Consider the following 15,101-nt stretch of genomic DNA (forward strand, 5'->3'; position numbering starts at 1 on the left):
GCTTGAGGCGTGTTGTCGCTCACCGATGACATTGCAGCGCGATTTGAAGCGGGCGCGGATAGTCCTGTTAGCGGCGGACGGGCGCAGCACCCGGTCGATCGCCAAGGAAGTTGGGGTCCAGCCGCGGATTGTCAGCGTTTGGCGGCATCGCTATGCCGACCAAGGCCTTGAAGGGCTGCAAGACAAGCCGCGGCCCGGCAAGCAGCCGATCTATACGAAGACGACCGACAAGCGGATTCTGAAGCTGCTGGATAAGCCGCCCCCGCAAGGGTTTGCGCGCTGGACCGGCCCTCTGCTGGCCGAGGCGCTAGGCGATGTTGACGTCCAATATGTCTGGCGGTTCCTGCGCAGCCACAAGATTGACCTCGCGGCTCGCAAGTCCTGGTGTGAGAGCAACGACCCGAACTTTACGGCCAAAGCCGCCGATGTCGTTGGCCTTTACGTCGCCCCGCCGGCGAAGGCTATTGTGCTCTGCGTGGACGAGAAGCCCTCGATCCAGGCTTTGGAGCGAGCGCAGGGCTATCTGAAGTTGCCCAATGGCCGCGCCTTGACCGGCCAGAGCCACGATTACAAGCGGCATGGCACCACGACATTGTTTGCAGCGCTCGAAGTCGCCACCGGAAAGATCATCGCTACGCATTCAAAACGCCGTCGCCGTGTCGAGTTTCTCGATTTCATGAACAGCCTCACCGCGGCCTTTCCGGGCCGAAAGCTTCACGTCATCCTCGACAACCTCAACACCCACAAGAAGAATGAGAGCTGGCTCAAGGCCCATCCCAATGTGCAATTCCATTTCACACCGACGAGTGCGTCCTGGCTCAACCAGATCGAGGTATGGTTCTCAATCCTGCAGGGGCAGTCGCTCAGCGGCACCTCCTTCACAAGCCTCAAGCAGCTTCAGGAACACATCGATGCCTACGTCAACGCCTACAACGACAAAGCCGAGCCCTTCGTCTGGACCAAGAAAAAGATCCGTCAACGCCGTTTCAAGGGCCGCCGTATCAATCAACTCTGATTCCGGGTACTAGCCATGCGGAAGACGCAGCCGGCCGCGCGGATGCGAACCGTCTCGCGCGGTTGCCATCGGCTGGTCTCCGGCCGATGATGCACAAAACAGAACCAAGCGAGAGGAAGCGAATGCGCGGGCGTCGTGTGCTGATGGAATCGTTCGTGTCGCACGGCGTGCGTCATATCTTCGGCAATCCCGGCACGACGGAAACGCCGCTGCTCGACAGCCTGCCGGCATTCCCACAGCTCGAATACATCATGGCCCTGCATGAAGGCGTCGCGGTCAGCGCCGCCAGCTTCTACGCGCAGGCGTCGGGGCGCGTTACCGTTGCGAACCTGCACGTCGCTCCCGGCCTCGGCAACGGCATCGGCTCGCTCTACGGCGCGCTGAAAGCAAGTTCGCCCGTGGTGGTGACGGCCGGCCAGCAGGACACGCGGATGCGGTTCAAGAATCCGCTGCTCGGCCACGACCTCGTCGCGATGGCAGCACCGGTGACGAAGTGGAGCGTGCAGATCGAGCGCGCCGACGAGATCGCGCCGATCATGCGCCGCGTGTTCAAGGTCGCGACCGATGCGCCGCAGGGGCCGGTGTTCGTGTCGCTGCCGATCGACGTCCTGGAACAGGAAACCGCGGTCGATGCGTCGACGCCGGATCATCTGTGGCGATCGACGCGACCCGATCCGGCCGGCATCGAGGCGCTCGTCGCGCTGCTTTTGAAGTCGAAAAATCCGGCCATCATCGCCGGCGACGACGTGGCGAGATCGGGCGGCGAGCAGGCGCTGGTGGCGCTCACGGAAGCGATCGGCGCCACCGTGTGGTTCGAAGGACTGCGGCATCACGTGCCGTTCCCGACCAGCCATCCGAGCTATCGCCAGTCGCTCCCTGGCGACGCCCGGCAGGTGCGCAAGGCGCTCGGCGATACCGATCTCGTGCTGCTCATCGGCGGTCCCTTCTTCGAGGACATCTGGTTTGCGCCCGGCGGCCATATTCCTGACGGCGCGTCCCTGCTCCAGATCGAAGCCTCGGCCGAGCGTCTCGCGCTCAACAACCGTCTCGATGCCGGCATCGTCGGCGACATCGCCGTCAGCCTCGGCGCGTTGACGGACGCGTTGCGCGCAAAGGCGGATGCGGACTTCAAGCAGGCCGCGCAGAACCGCAATGCCCGGCTTTCCGAATTGCAGGCGAAGGAGAAGGAAGCCTATCGCGCCCGGGTCGAGAAGAGCTGGGACCGGCAGCCGAATTCGATGCCGCGCGTGACCGCGGAGCTTCGTCGCGGTCTGCCCGATAACGTCGTGATCGTCGATGAAAGCATCACGGCCAGCCTCGATCTCGCGCGCGCTTTCGACTATCGCGGCTTCGGCGATTATTTCGGCGGCCGTGGTGGCGGCATCGGCCAGGGCCTTGCCGGCGCGATCGGCGTCAAGGTCGCAATGCCAGACCGGCCGGTTGTCGCCATCTCCGGCGACGGCTCGGCGATGTACGCGATCCAGGCGCTGTGGACCGCCGCGCACCACAAGCTTGCGATCGTGTTCGTGGTGCTTGCCAACCGCGAGTACCGCATCCTCAAGCACAATGTGGATGTCTGGCGTCAGAATTTCGAAGCCGGCACCCAGCATCCCTATCAGAATATGGACATCACCGGCCCCGTGCTCGACTTCGTGCATCTCGCCGCCGGCATGGGCGTCGAGGCTGTCAGGGTCGAGATGGCCGGCGACATCGCGGGTGCAGTTGCAAAGGCTGTCGCGGCAAACCGGCCGTATCTCGTCGAGATCGCAATCGAAGGAAAGCGCTAGAGGAGGTTCTCATGGCTGGCATTCTGGACGGTAAGGCCGCATTGGTGACGGGCGGCGGCTCCGGCATCGGCCGGGCAACGGCGATTGCCATGGCGCGCGAAGGCGCGCGCGTGGCGGTGTCGGACCTCTCGAAGGAGGGAATTGACGAGACGGTTGCCCTGATCAACGCTGCCGGCGGCCAGTCGATCGCCATCCAGGGCGATGTCACCGAGAAGGCTGATGTCGCGAACATGGTGGCACGTACGGTTTCGGCGTTTGGGCGCATCGATTGCGCGTTCAATAATGCCGGCGTGGCCGGGCGCTCCGTCGGCCCGCCCGGCCAGCGCATTCATGAACTCACGCAGCCCACCGTGGCGAAGATGTTTTCGGTGAATCTGATGGGCGTGTTCCTGTGCCTGAAATACGAGATCGCGCAGATGCTCAAGCAGGGCGGCGGCGGTGCGATCGTCAACACGGCCTCGATCGCCGGGCTTGTTGGCCTCGCCACCTCTGGCCACTATGTCGCGACCAAGCACGGTGTCGTCGGGCTGACCAAGACCGCGGCGATCGAATATGCCCAGGACGGCATCCGCGTGAATTGCGTCAATCCCGGATACATCAAGACGCCGATGACCAAGGAGACGATGGACGAACGTTACGACGAGATCATCGCCAAGGTACCCGTACGCCGCCTGGGCGTGCCCGAGGAAATCGCGGAAGCCGTGGTCTGGATGTGCTCGGACAAGGCCTCCTTCATGACCGGCGCATCGCATGTGGTCGACGGCGGCTACAGCGCCGCCTGACACGCGAGGGCGCGGCAAGGATCGCATGAAGCAGCGTCCGCTGCAGGCCGACCCGGTCTCACGCTTGCGTCGGCGTGAACCGGACCTGCCGGCTCGACCGACCAAAACGCCATGATTACGATGGTGCTACCAGCCGATCCTTGCTATCGGTGAGCCTATGAGACGGAAACATGGGCATAGAACGTCTGTTCTGCGGGGGCTCCTGACCGGGTTCCTCGCGATGGCCTATATCCTGGTCGGGATTGGTGGAGAGATTTCTTGTGCCGAAGAGACACTGGAAGTCGCCGGTCAGGTCGTGGCGGACGTTGCGCAGGACAAGGCCGACCAAGGGACCAAGAAGTCCGTCACCGTGGTCGATCATTGCTACACCTGCGTGCCTCTCTTGCTGCCGGCGCCGGTGCTGATCGTGGCGCCGCAGGCGAAGCCAATGGCTCCGGCCTTTACGACGCCGATGTTCATCCTGGAAGATCATCCCCGGCTCGACACGCCGCCGCCCAAATATCTGGCCTGAGCGCGTCTTCGGACGCGCAAGCGTTCGATCGATTGGGTTCGTCAGGTAGCTCTTCATGTTCGTCAAGACAGTCACGCGTCTTGCGTGCGCAGCGGCGTTTCTAGCCAGCCCGTGGCTTGCATGTACGTCGTATTCGCAAACCCTCACGATGAGAGGCGCTCTGGCGCGCGCGCTCGTCGCCAGCCCCCGTCTGACCGCCGCCGACCACGACGTCGGGATTGCGACCGGCCAGCGCATTCAGGCCGGAGCCTTGCTGAATCCTGAGGTGTCGTACGAGCAGGACAATTCCTTTGGGACCGGCCCCTACCGCGGGACGAAATCGGCAGAGACCACGCTCCAGATCAGCCAGGCCTTTGAATGGTTCGGGAAGCGCGAGGCACGTATCGCGGCAGGCCGGGCGGGCATCGAAGTGGCGACGATCCAGCGGACGGCTGTCCGGTTGGAGGTGCTCTCGGAGACCGCGATCGCATTTCTCAACGTACTGGGTGCGCAGCGGCGGATCCAGATCCTCGACGAGCAGGTCGCCGCCATCGACCGGCTAACTCCGCTCCTCCAGCGGCGTGTCGAGGCCGGCGCATCGTCGCCCGCGGAAACCGGACGGGCGGAAGTCGCTTCAGCCCTTGTGAAAGCGGATCGCGAACGCGTCAGAGCCGCGCTTGCGAGCGCGCGGCGCGAACTGGCGGTCCTCATGGGAGACACGACACCCAAATTCACGTCGGTCTCGGGCCGTCTTGATGCCGCCGGGCGGCCGCCCTCGTTTCAGTCGGTCGTGACGGCGATCGATGCCAACCCGCAACTGGTCCGGTGGACTGCGGTCTACGCCCAGCGGAACGCCGAGCTCCTGCTGGCGCGGCTGAAGCCATATCCTGACGTCAGCATCGCCGCCGGATGGCGTCACTTCAATACGACGAACGACGACGCGGTTCGACTGACCTTCTCGGTGCCAATTCCGGTCTTCGACCAGAATCAGGGCAACATTCTTTCGGCTCAGGAAAGTCTGGCGAAGACGAAGGCGGAGCGAGAGGCAAATCGCAACACCCTGATTGTGGTGGCGGGTCGCGCCTACGATTCGCTGCAGGGTTCGCTGCGCGAATTGGCTGTACTGCGGGAGACTGCAATCCCCAAGGCGCAACAGGCTGCGGACGCCATTTCGGAGGGGTATGGCCAGGGCCGCTACACGCTCCTCGAGGTGCTCGACGCCCAGGCGACCGTGGCACAGGCGCGGCTGCGCGAGCAGGAGGCGCTGCAAAACTTCCACATCGCCGTCGCGACCATCGAAGGGCTCGTCGGTCATCCGTTTTCCCTCGCCCGCGAGAGCTCAAGATGATTTCCCGGATAGTCGCGTATCTCGCGTTCATTCTGGTCGCAGCCGGCCTTGTCTACACCGGTTATCGGATGTTGACACAAGCGGCGACACAAAGCGCGGTAACGGAGAAGGTCGAAAAAGAAGAACCTGCCGAAGGCGTCACCCTGAGCGACGCCAAGGTCGCGGCGGCCGGCATTGAGCTTGCCACGGCAGGNCCCGCCGTACTGCACGACAGCTTTCAACTGAACGGAGCAGTTCAGCCGAACCAGGAATCGCTCGTGCAGGTCACGCCGCGGTTTCCGGGAGTCGTGAAGGAAGTCCGCAAGCGCATCGGTGATCGCGTCCAGAAGGGCGACGTGCTTGCGATCGTCGAGAGTAATCAGAGCCTGACTCCTTACGAGCTCAAGGCAGCGCTCGCGGGAACCGTCATCGATCGCCAAACCACCCTCGGCGAGTATGTCTCAGAGCAGAAGCCGGCGTTTGTGATTGCCGATCTGTCGACCGTGTGGGCCGATTTTTCGGTTTATCGACGCGACATCAACCGGGTGCATCTCGGAGATCGCGTGCTTATCGATCCGGCGGACGGCGGTCCGGTCATCGAGGCCCAAATCGCATACCTATCCCCGGTCGGAAGCAGCGAGACCCAGAGCGCGCTTGCGCGCGCAATCGTACCCAATCCGGACCAGCGACTTCGTCCCGGTCTTTTCGTCACCGGCCGACTGATCCTGTCGACAAGACAGGTGGCGGTCGCCGTCAAATCCTCGGCATTGCAGATGGTCGAGAACCGTCCCGTCGTCTTCGTGCGCGATGGTGACAAGTTCCAGACTCGTGACGTCGAGATCGGCGATCGCGATCCGGACTTCGTTGAGATCACTTTCGGTGTGCTGGAGGGGGACCGTTACGCGGCTCGGAACAGCTTCATCATCAAGTCGGAAATGGCCAAAGGGTCAGCGGACAATGATTGAACGCTTCCTATCCCTTGTAATCCGTCAGCGCTGGCTGATGATCATAGGATCGCTCGCGATTGCGCTTCTCGGCATCTGGAATTTTTCGCAATTGCCGATCGATGCGGTCCCGGACATCACCAATGTCCAGGTCCAGATCAACAGCAGAGCGCCGGGCTACTCACCGCTCGAGGTCGAGCAGCGCGTGACGTTCCCCATTGAGACAGCGATGGCCGGTCTGCCTCGGCTCGACAATACCCGGTCAGTATCGCGCTACGGTATCAGCCAGATCACGGTCATCTTCAAGGACGGCACGGACATCTATTTCGCCAGGCAGTTGGTCAATGAGCGCATCCAACAGGTCAAGGACCAGCTTCCCGCCGGCATCGAGAGCGCAATGGGGCCGGTCTCGACCGGCCTTGGCGAGATCTACATGTACACGGTCGAGGCCAAGCCGGACGCTCACAAGACCAGCGGCGCGCCGTACACCCCGACCGATCTGAGAACCATCCAGGACTGGTCCATCCGGCCACGGCTGCGAACGGTCGCGGGCGTCAACGAGGTCAACACGGTCGGCGGGTTCGAGAAACAGTTTCACGTGCTTCCGGATCCGGCGCAGCTAATGGCCTACAAGCTCACCTTTCACGACGTGATGACGGCGCTTGCGGCGAATAATGCGAATGTCGGTGCCGGCTATATCGAACACAACGGCGAGCAGTATCTTGTCCGCACACCGGGACAGGTTGCGACGATCGACGAAATCAAGCAGATCGTGATCGGATCCCGCAACGGCGTTCCAGTGCGGGTGTCCGATGTCGCTGACGTCAAGGAGGGCACTGACCTGCGCACCGGCGCGGCAACGCTCAATGGCAAGGAAGTGGTGCTCGGCACCGCAATGCTCCTGATTGGCGAAAACAGCCGGACGGTGGCGCAGGGGGTGGCTACCAAGCTCAAGGAGATCGCCGGATCGCTGCCGGACGGCGTGACCGCGCGGACCGTCTATGACCGCACGCGCCTGATCGACGCGACCATTGCGACGGTCCAGAAGAACCTTTTGGAAGGCGCGGTTCTGGTGATCGCGGTGCTCTTCCTGATCCTCGGGAATTTCAAAGCAGCGGTCGCAACTGCTTGCGTCATTCCGCTCTCGATGTTGTTCACGATCACCGGCATGGTGGAGAACCGGATTAGCGCCAACCTGATGAGCCTGGGTGCGATCGACTTCGGTATCATCATCGATGGCGCCGTGATCATCGTGGAGAACTGTCTACGGCTCCTGGCCGCCGAGCAGCACCGGCTGGGACGCCTGCTCAGCCGTCAGGAGCGATTTTCGACAATTCTCCGCGGGGCGCATGAGGTCGTCCGTCCGAGCCTGTTCGGGACGTTCATCATTGCCGCTGTTTACCTCCCCATTCTCACGCTGAGCGGGGTGGAAGGGAGAATGTTCACGCCGATGGCGCTGACGGTGCTGATGGCCCTGACGGGGGCAAGTATCCTGTCACTGACCTTCGTGCCGGCTGCCGTCGCCCTCCTTGTCACGGGCCGCGTCTCCGAGCGCGAAAATCTGTTCATGCGAGGTGCGCGGCGGGTCTATGTGCCATTGCTGGACGCATCACTTCGAAACAGGTTCGGCGTCGTATCAATAGCTGTGCTTCTCGTCGTTGTTTGCGGGATTGCCGCAAGCCGCATCGGCGGCGAGTTCATTCCAAGTCTGGACGAGGGCGACGTCTCGATGGAGATCACCCGCATTCCAGGAACGAGCCTGACGCAGGCGGTCGAGATGCAAGAGATGCTTGAGAAGCGGTTGCTCAATCTGCCTGAGGTCAAGGATGTGTTTGCGCGGATCGGCTCGGCGGAAATTGCGACCGATCCGATGCCGCCGTCGTCGACCGATGGCTATGTGATGTTAAGGCCCCGGGACCAATGGCCAGACCCCGACAAGTCGAAAGCGGCGCTTGTCTCCGAGATTCAGGAGGCAATGGAACAGGTCCCGGGAAGCGTATATGGAATTTCGCAGCCGATCGCGCAGCGCATGAACGAAATGGTCGCCGGTGTCCGGAGCGACGTCGGCGTCAAGATCTTCGGGGATGATCTTGATGTTCTGGTTCAGGCCGCATCACAGGTGCAGGCAATCTTGCAAAAGGTGCCAGGTGCGTCGGATGTCAGGGCGGAGCAGGTCCAGGGCCTGCCTGTGCTGACCGTCAAGGTCGACCGTCAGGCCTTGTCGCGCTACGGGATCAATGTCGCCGACGTTCAGAATCTCGTGGAGATCGCCGTGGCCGGCAAGAGCGCAGGCCGGGTCTTCGAAGGCGATCAGCGCTTCGATATCGTCGTGCGGCTTCCCGAGCAGCTGCGCTCGGACGTGGAGGCGATCAGATCGCTGCCAATTCCGTTGCCGCCGACAGAGATCCAGGCCAGGGCCACGCAAGCGTTGTGGGGCAACTCGCCCTTGGCCCAAATCCGCTACGTGCCGTTATCAGAACTGGCACAGATCGATCTCGCGACCGGCCCCAACCAGATCAGCCGGGAAGATGGAAAGCGACGCGTGGTGGTTACCGCGAACGTCCGGGGACGTGATCTGAAATCCTTCGTCGTCGAGGCTCAGAACCAGATGGCGCAAAAGGTCAAGCTGCCCGCCGGGTACTGGATCGGTTGGGGCGGGCAATTCGAACAACTGGTCTCGGCCACCCAGCGCCTGACCGTCGTGGTGCCGCTCGCGCTTCTTCTGATCTTCCTGTTGTTGTTCCTCAGTATGGGGTCGGCGGCGGACGCCCTCCTTGTTTTCAGCGGAGTTCCGCTCGCTTTGACCGGAGGCGTCGTTGCGCTCCTCCTGAGAGGAATCCCGCTGTCGATCAGCGCAAGCATCGGCTTCATCGCGCTCTCCGGCGTGGCGGTGCTCAATGGCCTCGTTATCATCGCCTTCATCGAAAAGCTGCGCAGCGAGGGTTTGCCTCTCATCGATGCCGTGCGCCAGGGCGCCCTCACGCGGTTGCGGCCGGTGCTCATGACGGCGCTCGTTGCGTCCTTCGGCTTCGTGCCGATGGCGATTGCCACCGGTGCCGGCGCGGAAGTGCAGCGGCCGCTCGCCACCGTCGTCATCGGCGGAGTGATTTCGTCGACGATCCTGACGCTGTTGGTGTTGCCGGCGCTTTATCTGCTGTTTCGGCGAGACGATGTGAAGGATGGAGTGCAGTCATGAAATCTATCTTGTTGTTCGTCGCAGGTCTGATGTTCGCAACCCCCGTCCTGGCGGAGGATTACGAAAAGGGGCCGAACGGAGGCCTCATGCTCGACGTCGCGGGCATCGATGCCGAGCTCCTGACGTCCGGTAACACCGTGACCATAAACGTTTGGGAGGCGTATAAACCGACCCCGGTCCCAACCAAGGGATACTCGGCGGCGGTACTGGTCGTCGGCGCAAACGGGCGAGAGACTTTGCCACTCGCGCCATCGGATCCGAACTCGTTGAAGGGCCAGGCCAAGAACACGATTGGACCCGGTTCCACGATCACGCTGACGATCAAGACGGCTGAGGGAAAATCCGGCCAGGTCAAATTCAAGACCAGGTGAGCCAAGGTCAGTCGAGACACAGACCAGCGGGTTTTCAGGAAGGAAAGGCATGATCGAGCTGGATAGCGCACCCGCGGGGAAGCAAGTGAACACAGCCCAATACCGAGTCACGGGTATGGACTGCGCTGCCTGCGCAGCCAAGATCCAGGGCGCCGTTCGCAAGCTTCAGGGTGTCCGCGACGCAAAGGTTTCGATCGCGAGCCAGATGATGACGCTGGAGGTGGATGGAGAAGACCCGTCCCTTGAGCTGATCGAAGAAACCGTCACACGGCTCGGCTATCAGCTTGCGCGCGCGGACGGACTGTCCGGCTCAGACCTCGACCCCCATCTCGCGCCGGCTTACAGGCGCGCTCTTTGGATCGTCGTACTCCTCAACGTCGGTTATGGCCTTGTGGAGATTGTCGGGGGATTCATCTCCGGATCCCAGGCGCTCAAGGCGGATGCGCTCGACTTTCTCGGTGACGGGTCGATCACCTTCCTGGCGTTGCTGTCGATCGGCTGGAGCCTTCGCTGGCGCGCGCGATCCGCTCTGTTGCAGGGCCTGTTCCTTGGTGCGCTCGGAATGGTCGTGTTGCTGAACGCGGCCTATCGCACGATCATGCTGAACCAGCCCGAGGCTGATTTGATGGGTATCTTCGGATTCGTCGCGCTGGTCGTGAACCTTGCCTCGGCAGCGGTGCTCGTTCCGCACCGGACCGGCGACGCCAATGTTCGCGCCGTCTGGCTGTTCTCGCGCAACGACGCAATCGGCAACGTCGCCGTGGTGATCGCGGCAGGCCTCGTCTGGTGGACAGGGACGCCATGGCCGGATCTCGTCGTCGCTTTCGTGATCGCTGGCCTGTTTCTTCAGTCCTCCTGGGTCATCGTTCGTGATGCGCGGCGAGATCTGGGCTCATCCTGACGCTTGTAACGCGATCTGACGGAGCCGAGTTGCCGGCAGGCAAGGGAAAGTCGGGTGCCGTACCTGCGACAAATCAACCCGACGGGCAGCTCAGCGAAAACTCGTCAAGTCCTCGCAGGAGAAATATTTCTGTTTATCAGAATTCCGCGTTGGTGTATGAATTGCCCGTCTCACCCGATTGAGGGGCGCGTCGCGATCGTCACGAGTGTTGCGGTGAGATGCGGTGGACGCGGACTGTGTGGTCGACGAACACGCATGAAGCGGACGGCGAAGTCGTGCAGGCCTGACGCCCTAGTGGCAGGTGTCCTCGTTCAAGACGCGCTTGCGTCTTGAACGGGCGGTGACAAAAGAGCCCAGTCTCGCCGGGGAGAGCCCGTATAAGCCGTAACCCATCGCGCAGGGAAAGCCGGATTGCTCCGGTTACACCTGTGGTCCTACCCCCGAGCTTTCTACCATTGCTCGGGACCCATGGGTGCGATCGGCACCCGGCTTTCCCTGCGCCCTCTGTTTGAGAGAGGGCGGAACGAAAGACAAGACTCGGACGGTTCACGTCGCGAGAATGCGAAGCTACATCCCCATCCATAACTGTCATCGACCGGCTTGCCGCCTCCGCTAAAGCTTCGGCGTGCCAGAGACCGCAAGCCTCGTCGAAGCCTTGGCGTAGAAGCCTTGGCGTAGACGGGACCGGGCGATCCAGTACGCCGCGGCCTCTCGGCTCTTACACTGACGTCTCTGGAATACTGGATCACCCATGCGCGGGTGACGACACCGAGCAAGCTCTTTGACAATCGAATCAAAAGCCACTCCCGTCATCCTCAGGATGACGGATTTGAGAGCTCTTGTCGGGACGACCAAGGACGTGTGGTGCTTGCGCGATCGCCGTCATCGCTTGGCGGCGCGCGTGACCCCGTGAGATCAGCGCCCCCTGAACTGCGGCTTGCGCTTGTCCATGAAGGCGCGGCGCCCTTCGCGGAAATCCTCGCTGTCCATGCAGTCGATGCCGATCTGCTTGATCGCGGCCATGTCGCGGTGATCGGGGTCGTTCAGCACCTGCGCGATGGTGATCTTGGCGGCCTTGATCGCGAGCGGTGCGTTGCCCGAGATGGTGCGCGCGATCTCCATCGTCGCGTCCCAGAGATCGGCATCGGGCAGCACCCGATCGACCAGCCCGATCCGCAGCGCTTCGGCGGAATCGATCCGCATGCCCGTGTACATGATCAGCCGCGCCCAGGACGGGCCGACCAGCGACACCAGATGGCGCAGCCCGTCATAGCCATAGGCGATGCCGAGCTTGGCGGCGGGAATGCCGAACTGGCCGCTTGCGCCGGAGATGCGGATGTCGGCGAGCATCGCGACCTGCATGCCGCCGCCGAGGCAGAAGCCGCGGATGCAGGCAATGGTCGGCTTCGGATAGTCGGCGAGCAAGGCGCGCTGGGCGGCGCTGCGCCGCGAATATTCCTCCGAAGCCTCGGCGTTGTGCCTTGTCTTCTCGAATTGGCTGATATCGGCACCCGAGACGAAAGCCTTGTCGCCGGCGCCGACCATGATCACGACACGGACATCGGGATCGTCGCGCAAGGCCGTCAGTGCCTCGCCAAAACCTTCCCACATCTCAAGCGACATCGCGTTGCGCTTGTCGGGATTGTTGAAGGTGATGACGCCGACGCCGTCGGCCACGCTTTGCAGGATCCTGCCGTCGGCGAGGGATTTCCGGGAAACGTTGAGCATGAAGAGGTCCAGTCTGGTTCAGGATTCGAGGAACGGGCCGAAATTGGCGCGGGCATAGGCCGGTCGCGCCTGCACCTTGCCCCACCATTCATTGACGCGAGGATGCCGGCTCGTGGTGTTCTCGTCGGGCGCGATCTCCTCGTCGATCCGCTTGACGAAGGGCGCCGCCGCGATATCCGCGATCGAATAGGCCGTGCCGACCAGCCAGCCGGAGGGGGCCAGCGCCGCCTTGAGGCACAGCCGCACGCGTCGGGATGCGCTCGATCTCCAGCCATGGTGCAGGATCATCATCAGCGCGGTTTCCCCTGTTGTTCTTGTTGGCGTTGCGGGCCTTCGCCGCTCATCGGGTGGTGGCGAAGTTTATCTAAAACGGCCGGCGAGTCATCCCGCAGAGAACGACGACCTGACACCCGCAAGCGTGGGACCTTGTGCGGCCCATTGATCACAAGGTTACGGCGCAAGGTCTTCCGGATCCCGCGCAGACTGCAGGCGCGCTGTGTCGCCGGCCGGCGCTACCGCGATCGCAATCTCCCGCGCGAGGTTGGTGCATTCAGCCCACAGCAGGAAGAACACCAGCGGCGGCCGTTCGTGGGCCTGCAGCATCTGCCGGCAGCGTTCCGCCGCGCCGTCGAGCGCCCACCACTGCCGGGCGATGACCGTCACCTTGCGGAAGCTTCGCAATGTTCCGGAGAATTTTTGCGGATCGGCGTCTGCGATGGCGCCGCAATGGTTCAGCCAGTTCAGCGCGGCGTAGATGGCGATCCCGTAATCCTCGATCGCCGTTCCCGTGAAATCGATTATCGTGTTCTCGTGCGGGCGTTGCCGCAGGAAGGCGTCGATCATCTCGGCCTGGCGGGCCGGATCGATGAGCAGAGCCGTGTCCTGCCGCGGCACCATCGGGAGATAGCGCAGCGCCTCGAGCCGCGTGTGCTCCCAGATGCCGCTGATGTCGCCATGGACGTCCTCCGGCTTGCGCTTGCAGGCCGGATAGACCAGGGCACGGTTGTCGACGAGGTCGAGATAGCGCGGCACCGCCCTGTCGAGCGCCGCAAGAAATGCCGATGGGTCGGTGAGGCCGCCGAAGTCGAAGGCGGCATCCTCCGAAGGCTTGCTGACGCGTGTCCAGCCAAAATTGGCCATGCGGGCGCCCCGATCTCAACCTGTCCGTAGGCTAGATGGAAAATGAGCCAAATCAAATGCGGCATTTGCGGTCGGTTGACGGGGGAAGCGCCCGCACCTAAGTCAGGGTTAACGGAGCGCAACGCGGGTTGCTCCCCGCCCATCGATTGCCGGAGCGCACCGCCATGACCCAATCGTCAGACCGTCAATCGCATTGGCAGACCGTCTACCTGAGCAAGGGCGAGCAGCAGGTGAGCTGGTCGCAAGCCGATCCCCAGCCGTCGCTGCGCCTGATCGAATCCGTCGCCGCGAGCCGGGACGCGTCGATCATCGACGTCGGCGGCGGCGCCTCGCGCCTGGTCGATGCGCTGCTGAAGGACGGCTTTCATGCCCTGACCGTGCTCGACCTCTCCGAGGCCGCGCTCGCGAGTGCGAAAGAGCGGGTCGGGGCGGCGGGCGATGGGGTGCGCTGGATCGCCGGTGATGCGACCGTCTGGCAGCCACAGCATGCCTTCGACATCTGGCACGATCGTGCCGCGTTTCACTTCCTGGTCGAGGAGGCGGACCGCGCGGCTTACGTTGACAGGCTCCATCGCGGCGTCAGGGCCGGCGGCCACGCCGTCATCGGCACGTTTGCGCTCGACGGTCCGGAGAAGTGCAGCGGCCTGCCGGTGCAGCGCTATGATCCCGTGACGCTCAGCCGGACAATCGGCCCGGCGTTCGAGCTGGTCGCGCAAGAGCCGCATCGGCACGTCACCCCTTGGGGCGCGACGCAGTCGTTCCAGTTCAGCGTGCTGCGGCGGACGTGAGTGGCCTTGGTCGGAAGGAAGGGTGACAAGATGACGGACGCGCCACGGACGATCGCCGAGATCGCAAGCTACCACGCCCATGTCTATTATGACCCCGCCACCAGCCGGGGCGAAGCGGAGCGGCTGCGCAACTGGATCGGTGAGCGCTTCCTGGTCACGCTCGGGCGCTGGCATGACGTCAAGGTCGGCCCGCATGACCAAGCGATGTATCAGGTGGCGTTCGCCGCCGAGCTGTTTCCGACCTTCGTGCCGTGGTTGATGCTGAACCATGGCAGCCTCAGCATCCTGGTCCATCCCAACACGACCAATCCGCGGCGCGATCATTGCGACGATCCGCTCTGGATCGGGACGCCGCTCGCCGTCCATGCCGACAAGCTGCCGGAAGAGGCCGAGATGGAGCAGGCCCCGGCGCCCAACACGATGCCGGACTTGCGTCCCTGAGCGGGCGAGCCAGGTTCGTGCCCCGGCGCCGGGATATGTAAAGTTTGAGCGAATTACGTTGCAAGCAGTCGTTTCAAACTCATCGCGTTTTGCAACGTGAGGTTAAGCCGCCATTCCTACGCTCTGCCCGATAGTTATTGTTTTGGGCGTTCGCATGTTCTTTTCATTCCGAACCCGGTTGCTGTGGCGGG

At 62.9% G+C, this 15,101-nt stretch carries 13 protein-coding genes and 2 pseudogenes; 12 read left to right on the top strand and 3 right to left on the bottom strand.

The window, feature by feature from the left end; genetic code table 11:
• The 10 genes and pseudogenes from AS156_RS34090 to AS156_RS34130 all read left to right on the top strand — a co-directional run.
• Positions 1–1,015, top strand: a 1,015-nt coding sequence (locus AS156_RS34090; RefSeq protein WP_082747544.1) for an IS630 family transposase, incomplete at its 5' end; no start/stop codon positions are given.
• 122 nt (positions 1,016–1,137) lie between these two features.
• Positions 1,138–2,802: a thiamine pyrophosphate-binding protein gene (locus AS156_RS34095; RefSeq protein ID WP_082747902.1), complete on the top strand. Its 1,665-nt coding sequence runs from the start codon at positions 1,138–1,140 to the stop codon at positions 2,800–2,802.
• Between the two features lie 11 nt (positions 2,803–2,813).
• A complete protein-coding gene (locus tag AS156_RS34100; protein ID WP_066513754.1) occupies positions 2,814–3,584 on the top strand; it encodes an SDR family NAD(P)-dependent oxidoreductase in 771 nt (256 codons plus the stop codon).
• A gap of 220 nt (positions 3,585–3,804) precedes the next feature.
• Positions 3,805–4,095: a hypothetical protein gene (locus AS156_RS34105; protein WP_066513755.1), complete on the top strand. Its 291-nt coding sequence runs from the start codon at positions 3,805–3,807 to the stop codon at positions 4,093–4,095.
• 55 nt (positions 4,096–4,150) lie between these two features.
• Positions 4,151–5,422 carry a divalent metal ion exporter subunit IhpA gene (gene ihpA, locus AS156_RS34110; RefSeq protein WP_066513756.1) on the top strand — a complete coding sequence of 424 codons (1,272 nt, stop codon included), beginning with the start codon at positions 4,151–4,153 and terminating at the stop codon, positions 5,420–5,422.
• Positions 5,419–5,615: pseudogene (locus AS156_RS45285) on the top strand (divalent metal ion exporter adaptor subunit IhpB); the annotation flags it as partial. The gene ihpA and the pseudogene AS156_RS45285, both read left to right, overlap by 4 nt.
• A 1-nt stretch (position 5,616) precedes the next feature.
• Positions 5,617–6,366 (top strand): annotated as a pseudogene (gene ihpB, locus AS156_RS34115) (divalent metal ion exporter adaptor subunit IhpB); the annotation flags it as partial.
• A complete protein-coding gene (locus tag AS156_RS34120; protein WP_066513757.1) occupies positions 6,359–9,541 on the top strand; it encodes an efflux RND transporter permease subunit in 3,183 nt (1,060 codons plus the stop codon). The pseudogene ihpB and the gene AS156_RS34120, both read left to right, overlap by 8 nt.
• Positions 9,538–9,912 carry a hypothetical protein gene (locus tag AS156_RS34125; protein WP_066513758.1) on the top strand — a complete coding sequence of 125 codons (375 nt, stop codon included), beginning with the start codon at positions 9,538–9,540 and terminating at the stop codon, positions 9,910–9,912. The genes AS156_RS34120 and AS156_RS34125 overlap by 4 nt, the downstream gene beginning before the upstream one ends.
• Positions 9,913–9,961: 49 nt before the next feature.
• Positions 9,962–10,813, top strand: coding sequence for a cation diffusion facilitator family transporter (locus AS156_RS34130; protein WP_082747903.1), 852 nt, complete (start codon positions 9,962–9,964; stop codon positions 10,811–10,813).
• A gap of 915 nt (positions 10,814–11,728) precedes the next feature.
• Here AS156_RS34130 and AS156_RS34135 read toward each other — a convergent pair.
• The 3 genes from AS156_RS34135 to AS156_RS34145 all read right to left on the bottom strand — a co-directional run bounded on the left by AS156_RS34135 (position 11,729) and on the right by AS156_RS34145 (position 13,681).
• Positions 11,729–12,541: an enoyl-CoA hydratase gene (locus AS156_RS34135; protein ID WP_066513759.1), complete on the bottom strand. Its 813-nt coding sequence runs from the start codon at positions 12,539–12,541 to the stop codon at positions 11,729–11,731.
• Positions 12,542–12,559: 18 nt separating this feature from the next.
• Positions 12,560–12,832, bottom strand: a complete 273-nt coding sequence (locus AS156_RS34140) for a glutathione S-transferase C-terminal domain-containing protein (protein WP_082747904.1) — start codon at positions 12,830–12,832, stop codon at positions 12,560–12,562.
• Positions 12,833–12,991: 159 nt separating this feature from the next.
• Positions 12,992–13,681 carry a hypothetical protein gene (locus AS156_RS34145; protein ID WP_066513761.1) on the bottom strand — a complete coding sequence of 230 codons (690 nt, stop codon included), beginning with the start codon at positions 13,679–13,681 and terminating at the stop codon, positions 12,992–12,994.
• A gap of 164 nt (positions 13,682–13,845) precedes the next feature.
• Here AS156_RS34145 and AS156_RS34150 point away from each other — a divergent pair, with 164 nt between their 5' ends.
• Entirely contained in the window at positions 13,846–14,469 is a 624-nt protein-coding gene (locus AS156_RS34150) for a class I SAM-dependent methyltransferase (RefSeq protein ID WP_066513762.1), read from the top strand.
• 30 nt (positions 14,470–14,499) lie between these two features.
• Positions 14,500–14,910 carry a DOPA 4,5-dioxygenase family protein gene (locus tag AS156_RS34155; protein WP_066513840.1) on the top strand — a complete coding sequence of 137 codons (411 nt, stop codon included), beginning with the start codon at positions 14,500–14,502 and terminating at the stop codon, positions 14,908–14,910.
• The last annotated feature ends 191 nt before the right edge of the window (positions 14,911–15,101 follow it).

The organism is Bradyrhizobium macuxiense, from assembly GCF_001542415.1.
GTDB classification, from domain to species: Bacteria; Pseudomonadota; Alphaproteobacteria; order Rhizobiales; family Xanthobacteraceae; genus Bradyrhizobium; species Bradyrhizobium macuxiense.

Coding starts and splice junctions, on each gene's coding strand:
- AS156_RS34095 (WP_082747902.1), top strand. CDS start 1,138: ATGCGCGGGCGTCGTGTGCTGATGGAATCGTTCGTGTCGCACGGCGTG.
- AS156_RS34100 (WP_066513754.1), top strand. CDS start 2,814: ATGGCTGGCATTCTGGACGGTAAGGCCGCATTGGTGACGGGCGGCGGC.
- AS156_RS34105 (WP_066513755.1), top strand. CDS start 3,805: ATGGCCTATATCCTGGTCGGGATTGGTGGAGAGATTTCTTGTGCCGAA.
- ihpA (WP_066513756.1), top strand. CDS start 4,151: ATGTTCGTCAAGACAGTCACGCGTCTTGCGTGCGCAGCGGCGTTTCTA.
- AS156_RS34120 (WP_066513757.1), top strand. CDS start 6,359: ATGATTGAACGCTTCCTATCCCTTGTAATCCGTCAGCGCTGGCTGATG.
- AS156_RS34125 (WP_066513758.1), top strand. CDS start 9,538: ATGAAATCTATCTTGTTGTTCGTCGCAGGTCTGATGTTCGCAACCCCC.
- AS156_RS34130 (WP_082747903.1), top strand. CDS start 9,962: ATGATCGAGCTGGATAGCGCACCCGCGGGGAAGCAAGTGAACACAGCC.
- AS156_RS34135 (WP_066513759.1), bottom strand. CDS start 12,541: ATGCTCAACGTTTCCCGGAAATCCCTCGCCGACGGCAGGATCCTGCAA.
- AS156_RS34140 (WP_082747904.1), bottom strand. CDS start 12,832: ATGATGATCCTGCACCATGGCTGGAGATCGAGCGCATCCCGACGCGTG.
- AS156_RS34145 (WP_066513761.1), bottom strand. CDS start 13,681: ATGGCCAATTTTGGCTGGACACGCGTCAGCAAGCCTTCGGAGGATGCC.
- AS156_RS34150 (WP_066513762.1), top strand. CDS start 13,846: ATGACCCAATCGTCAGACCGTCAATCGCATTGGCAGACCGTCTACCTG.
- AS156_RS34155 (WP_066513840.1), top strand. CDS start 14,500: ATGACGGACGCGCCACGGACGATCGCCGAGATCGCAAGCTACCACGCC.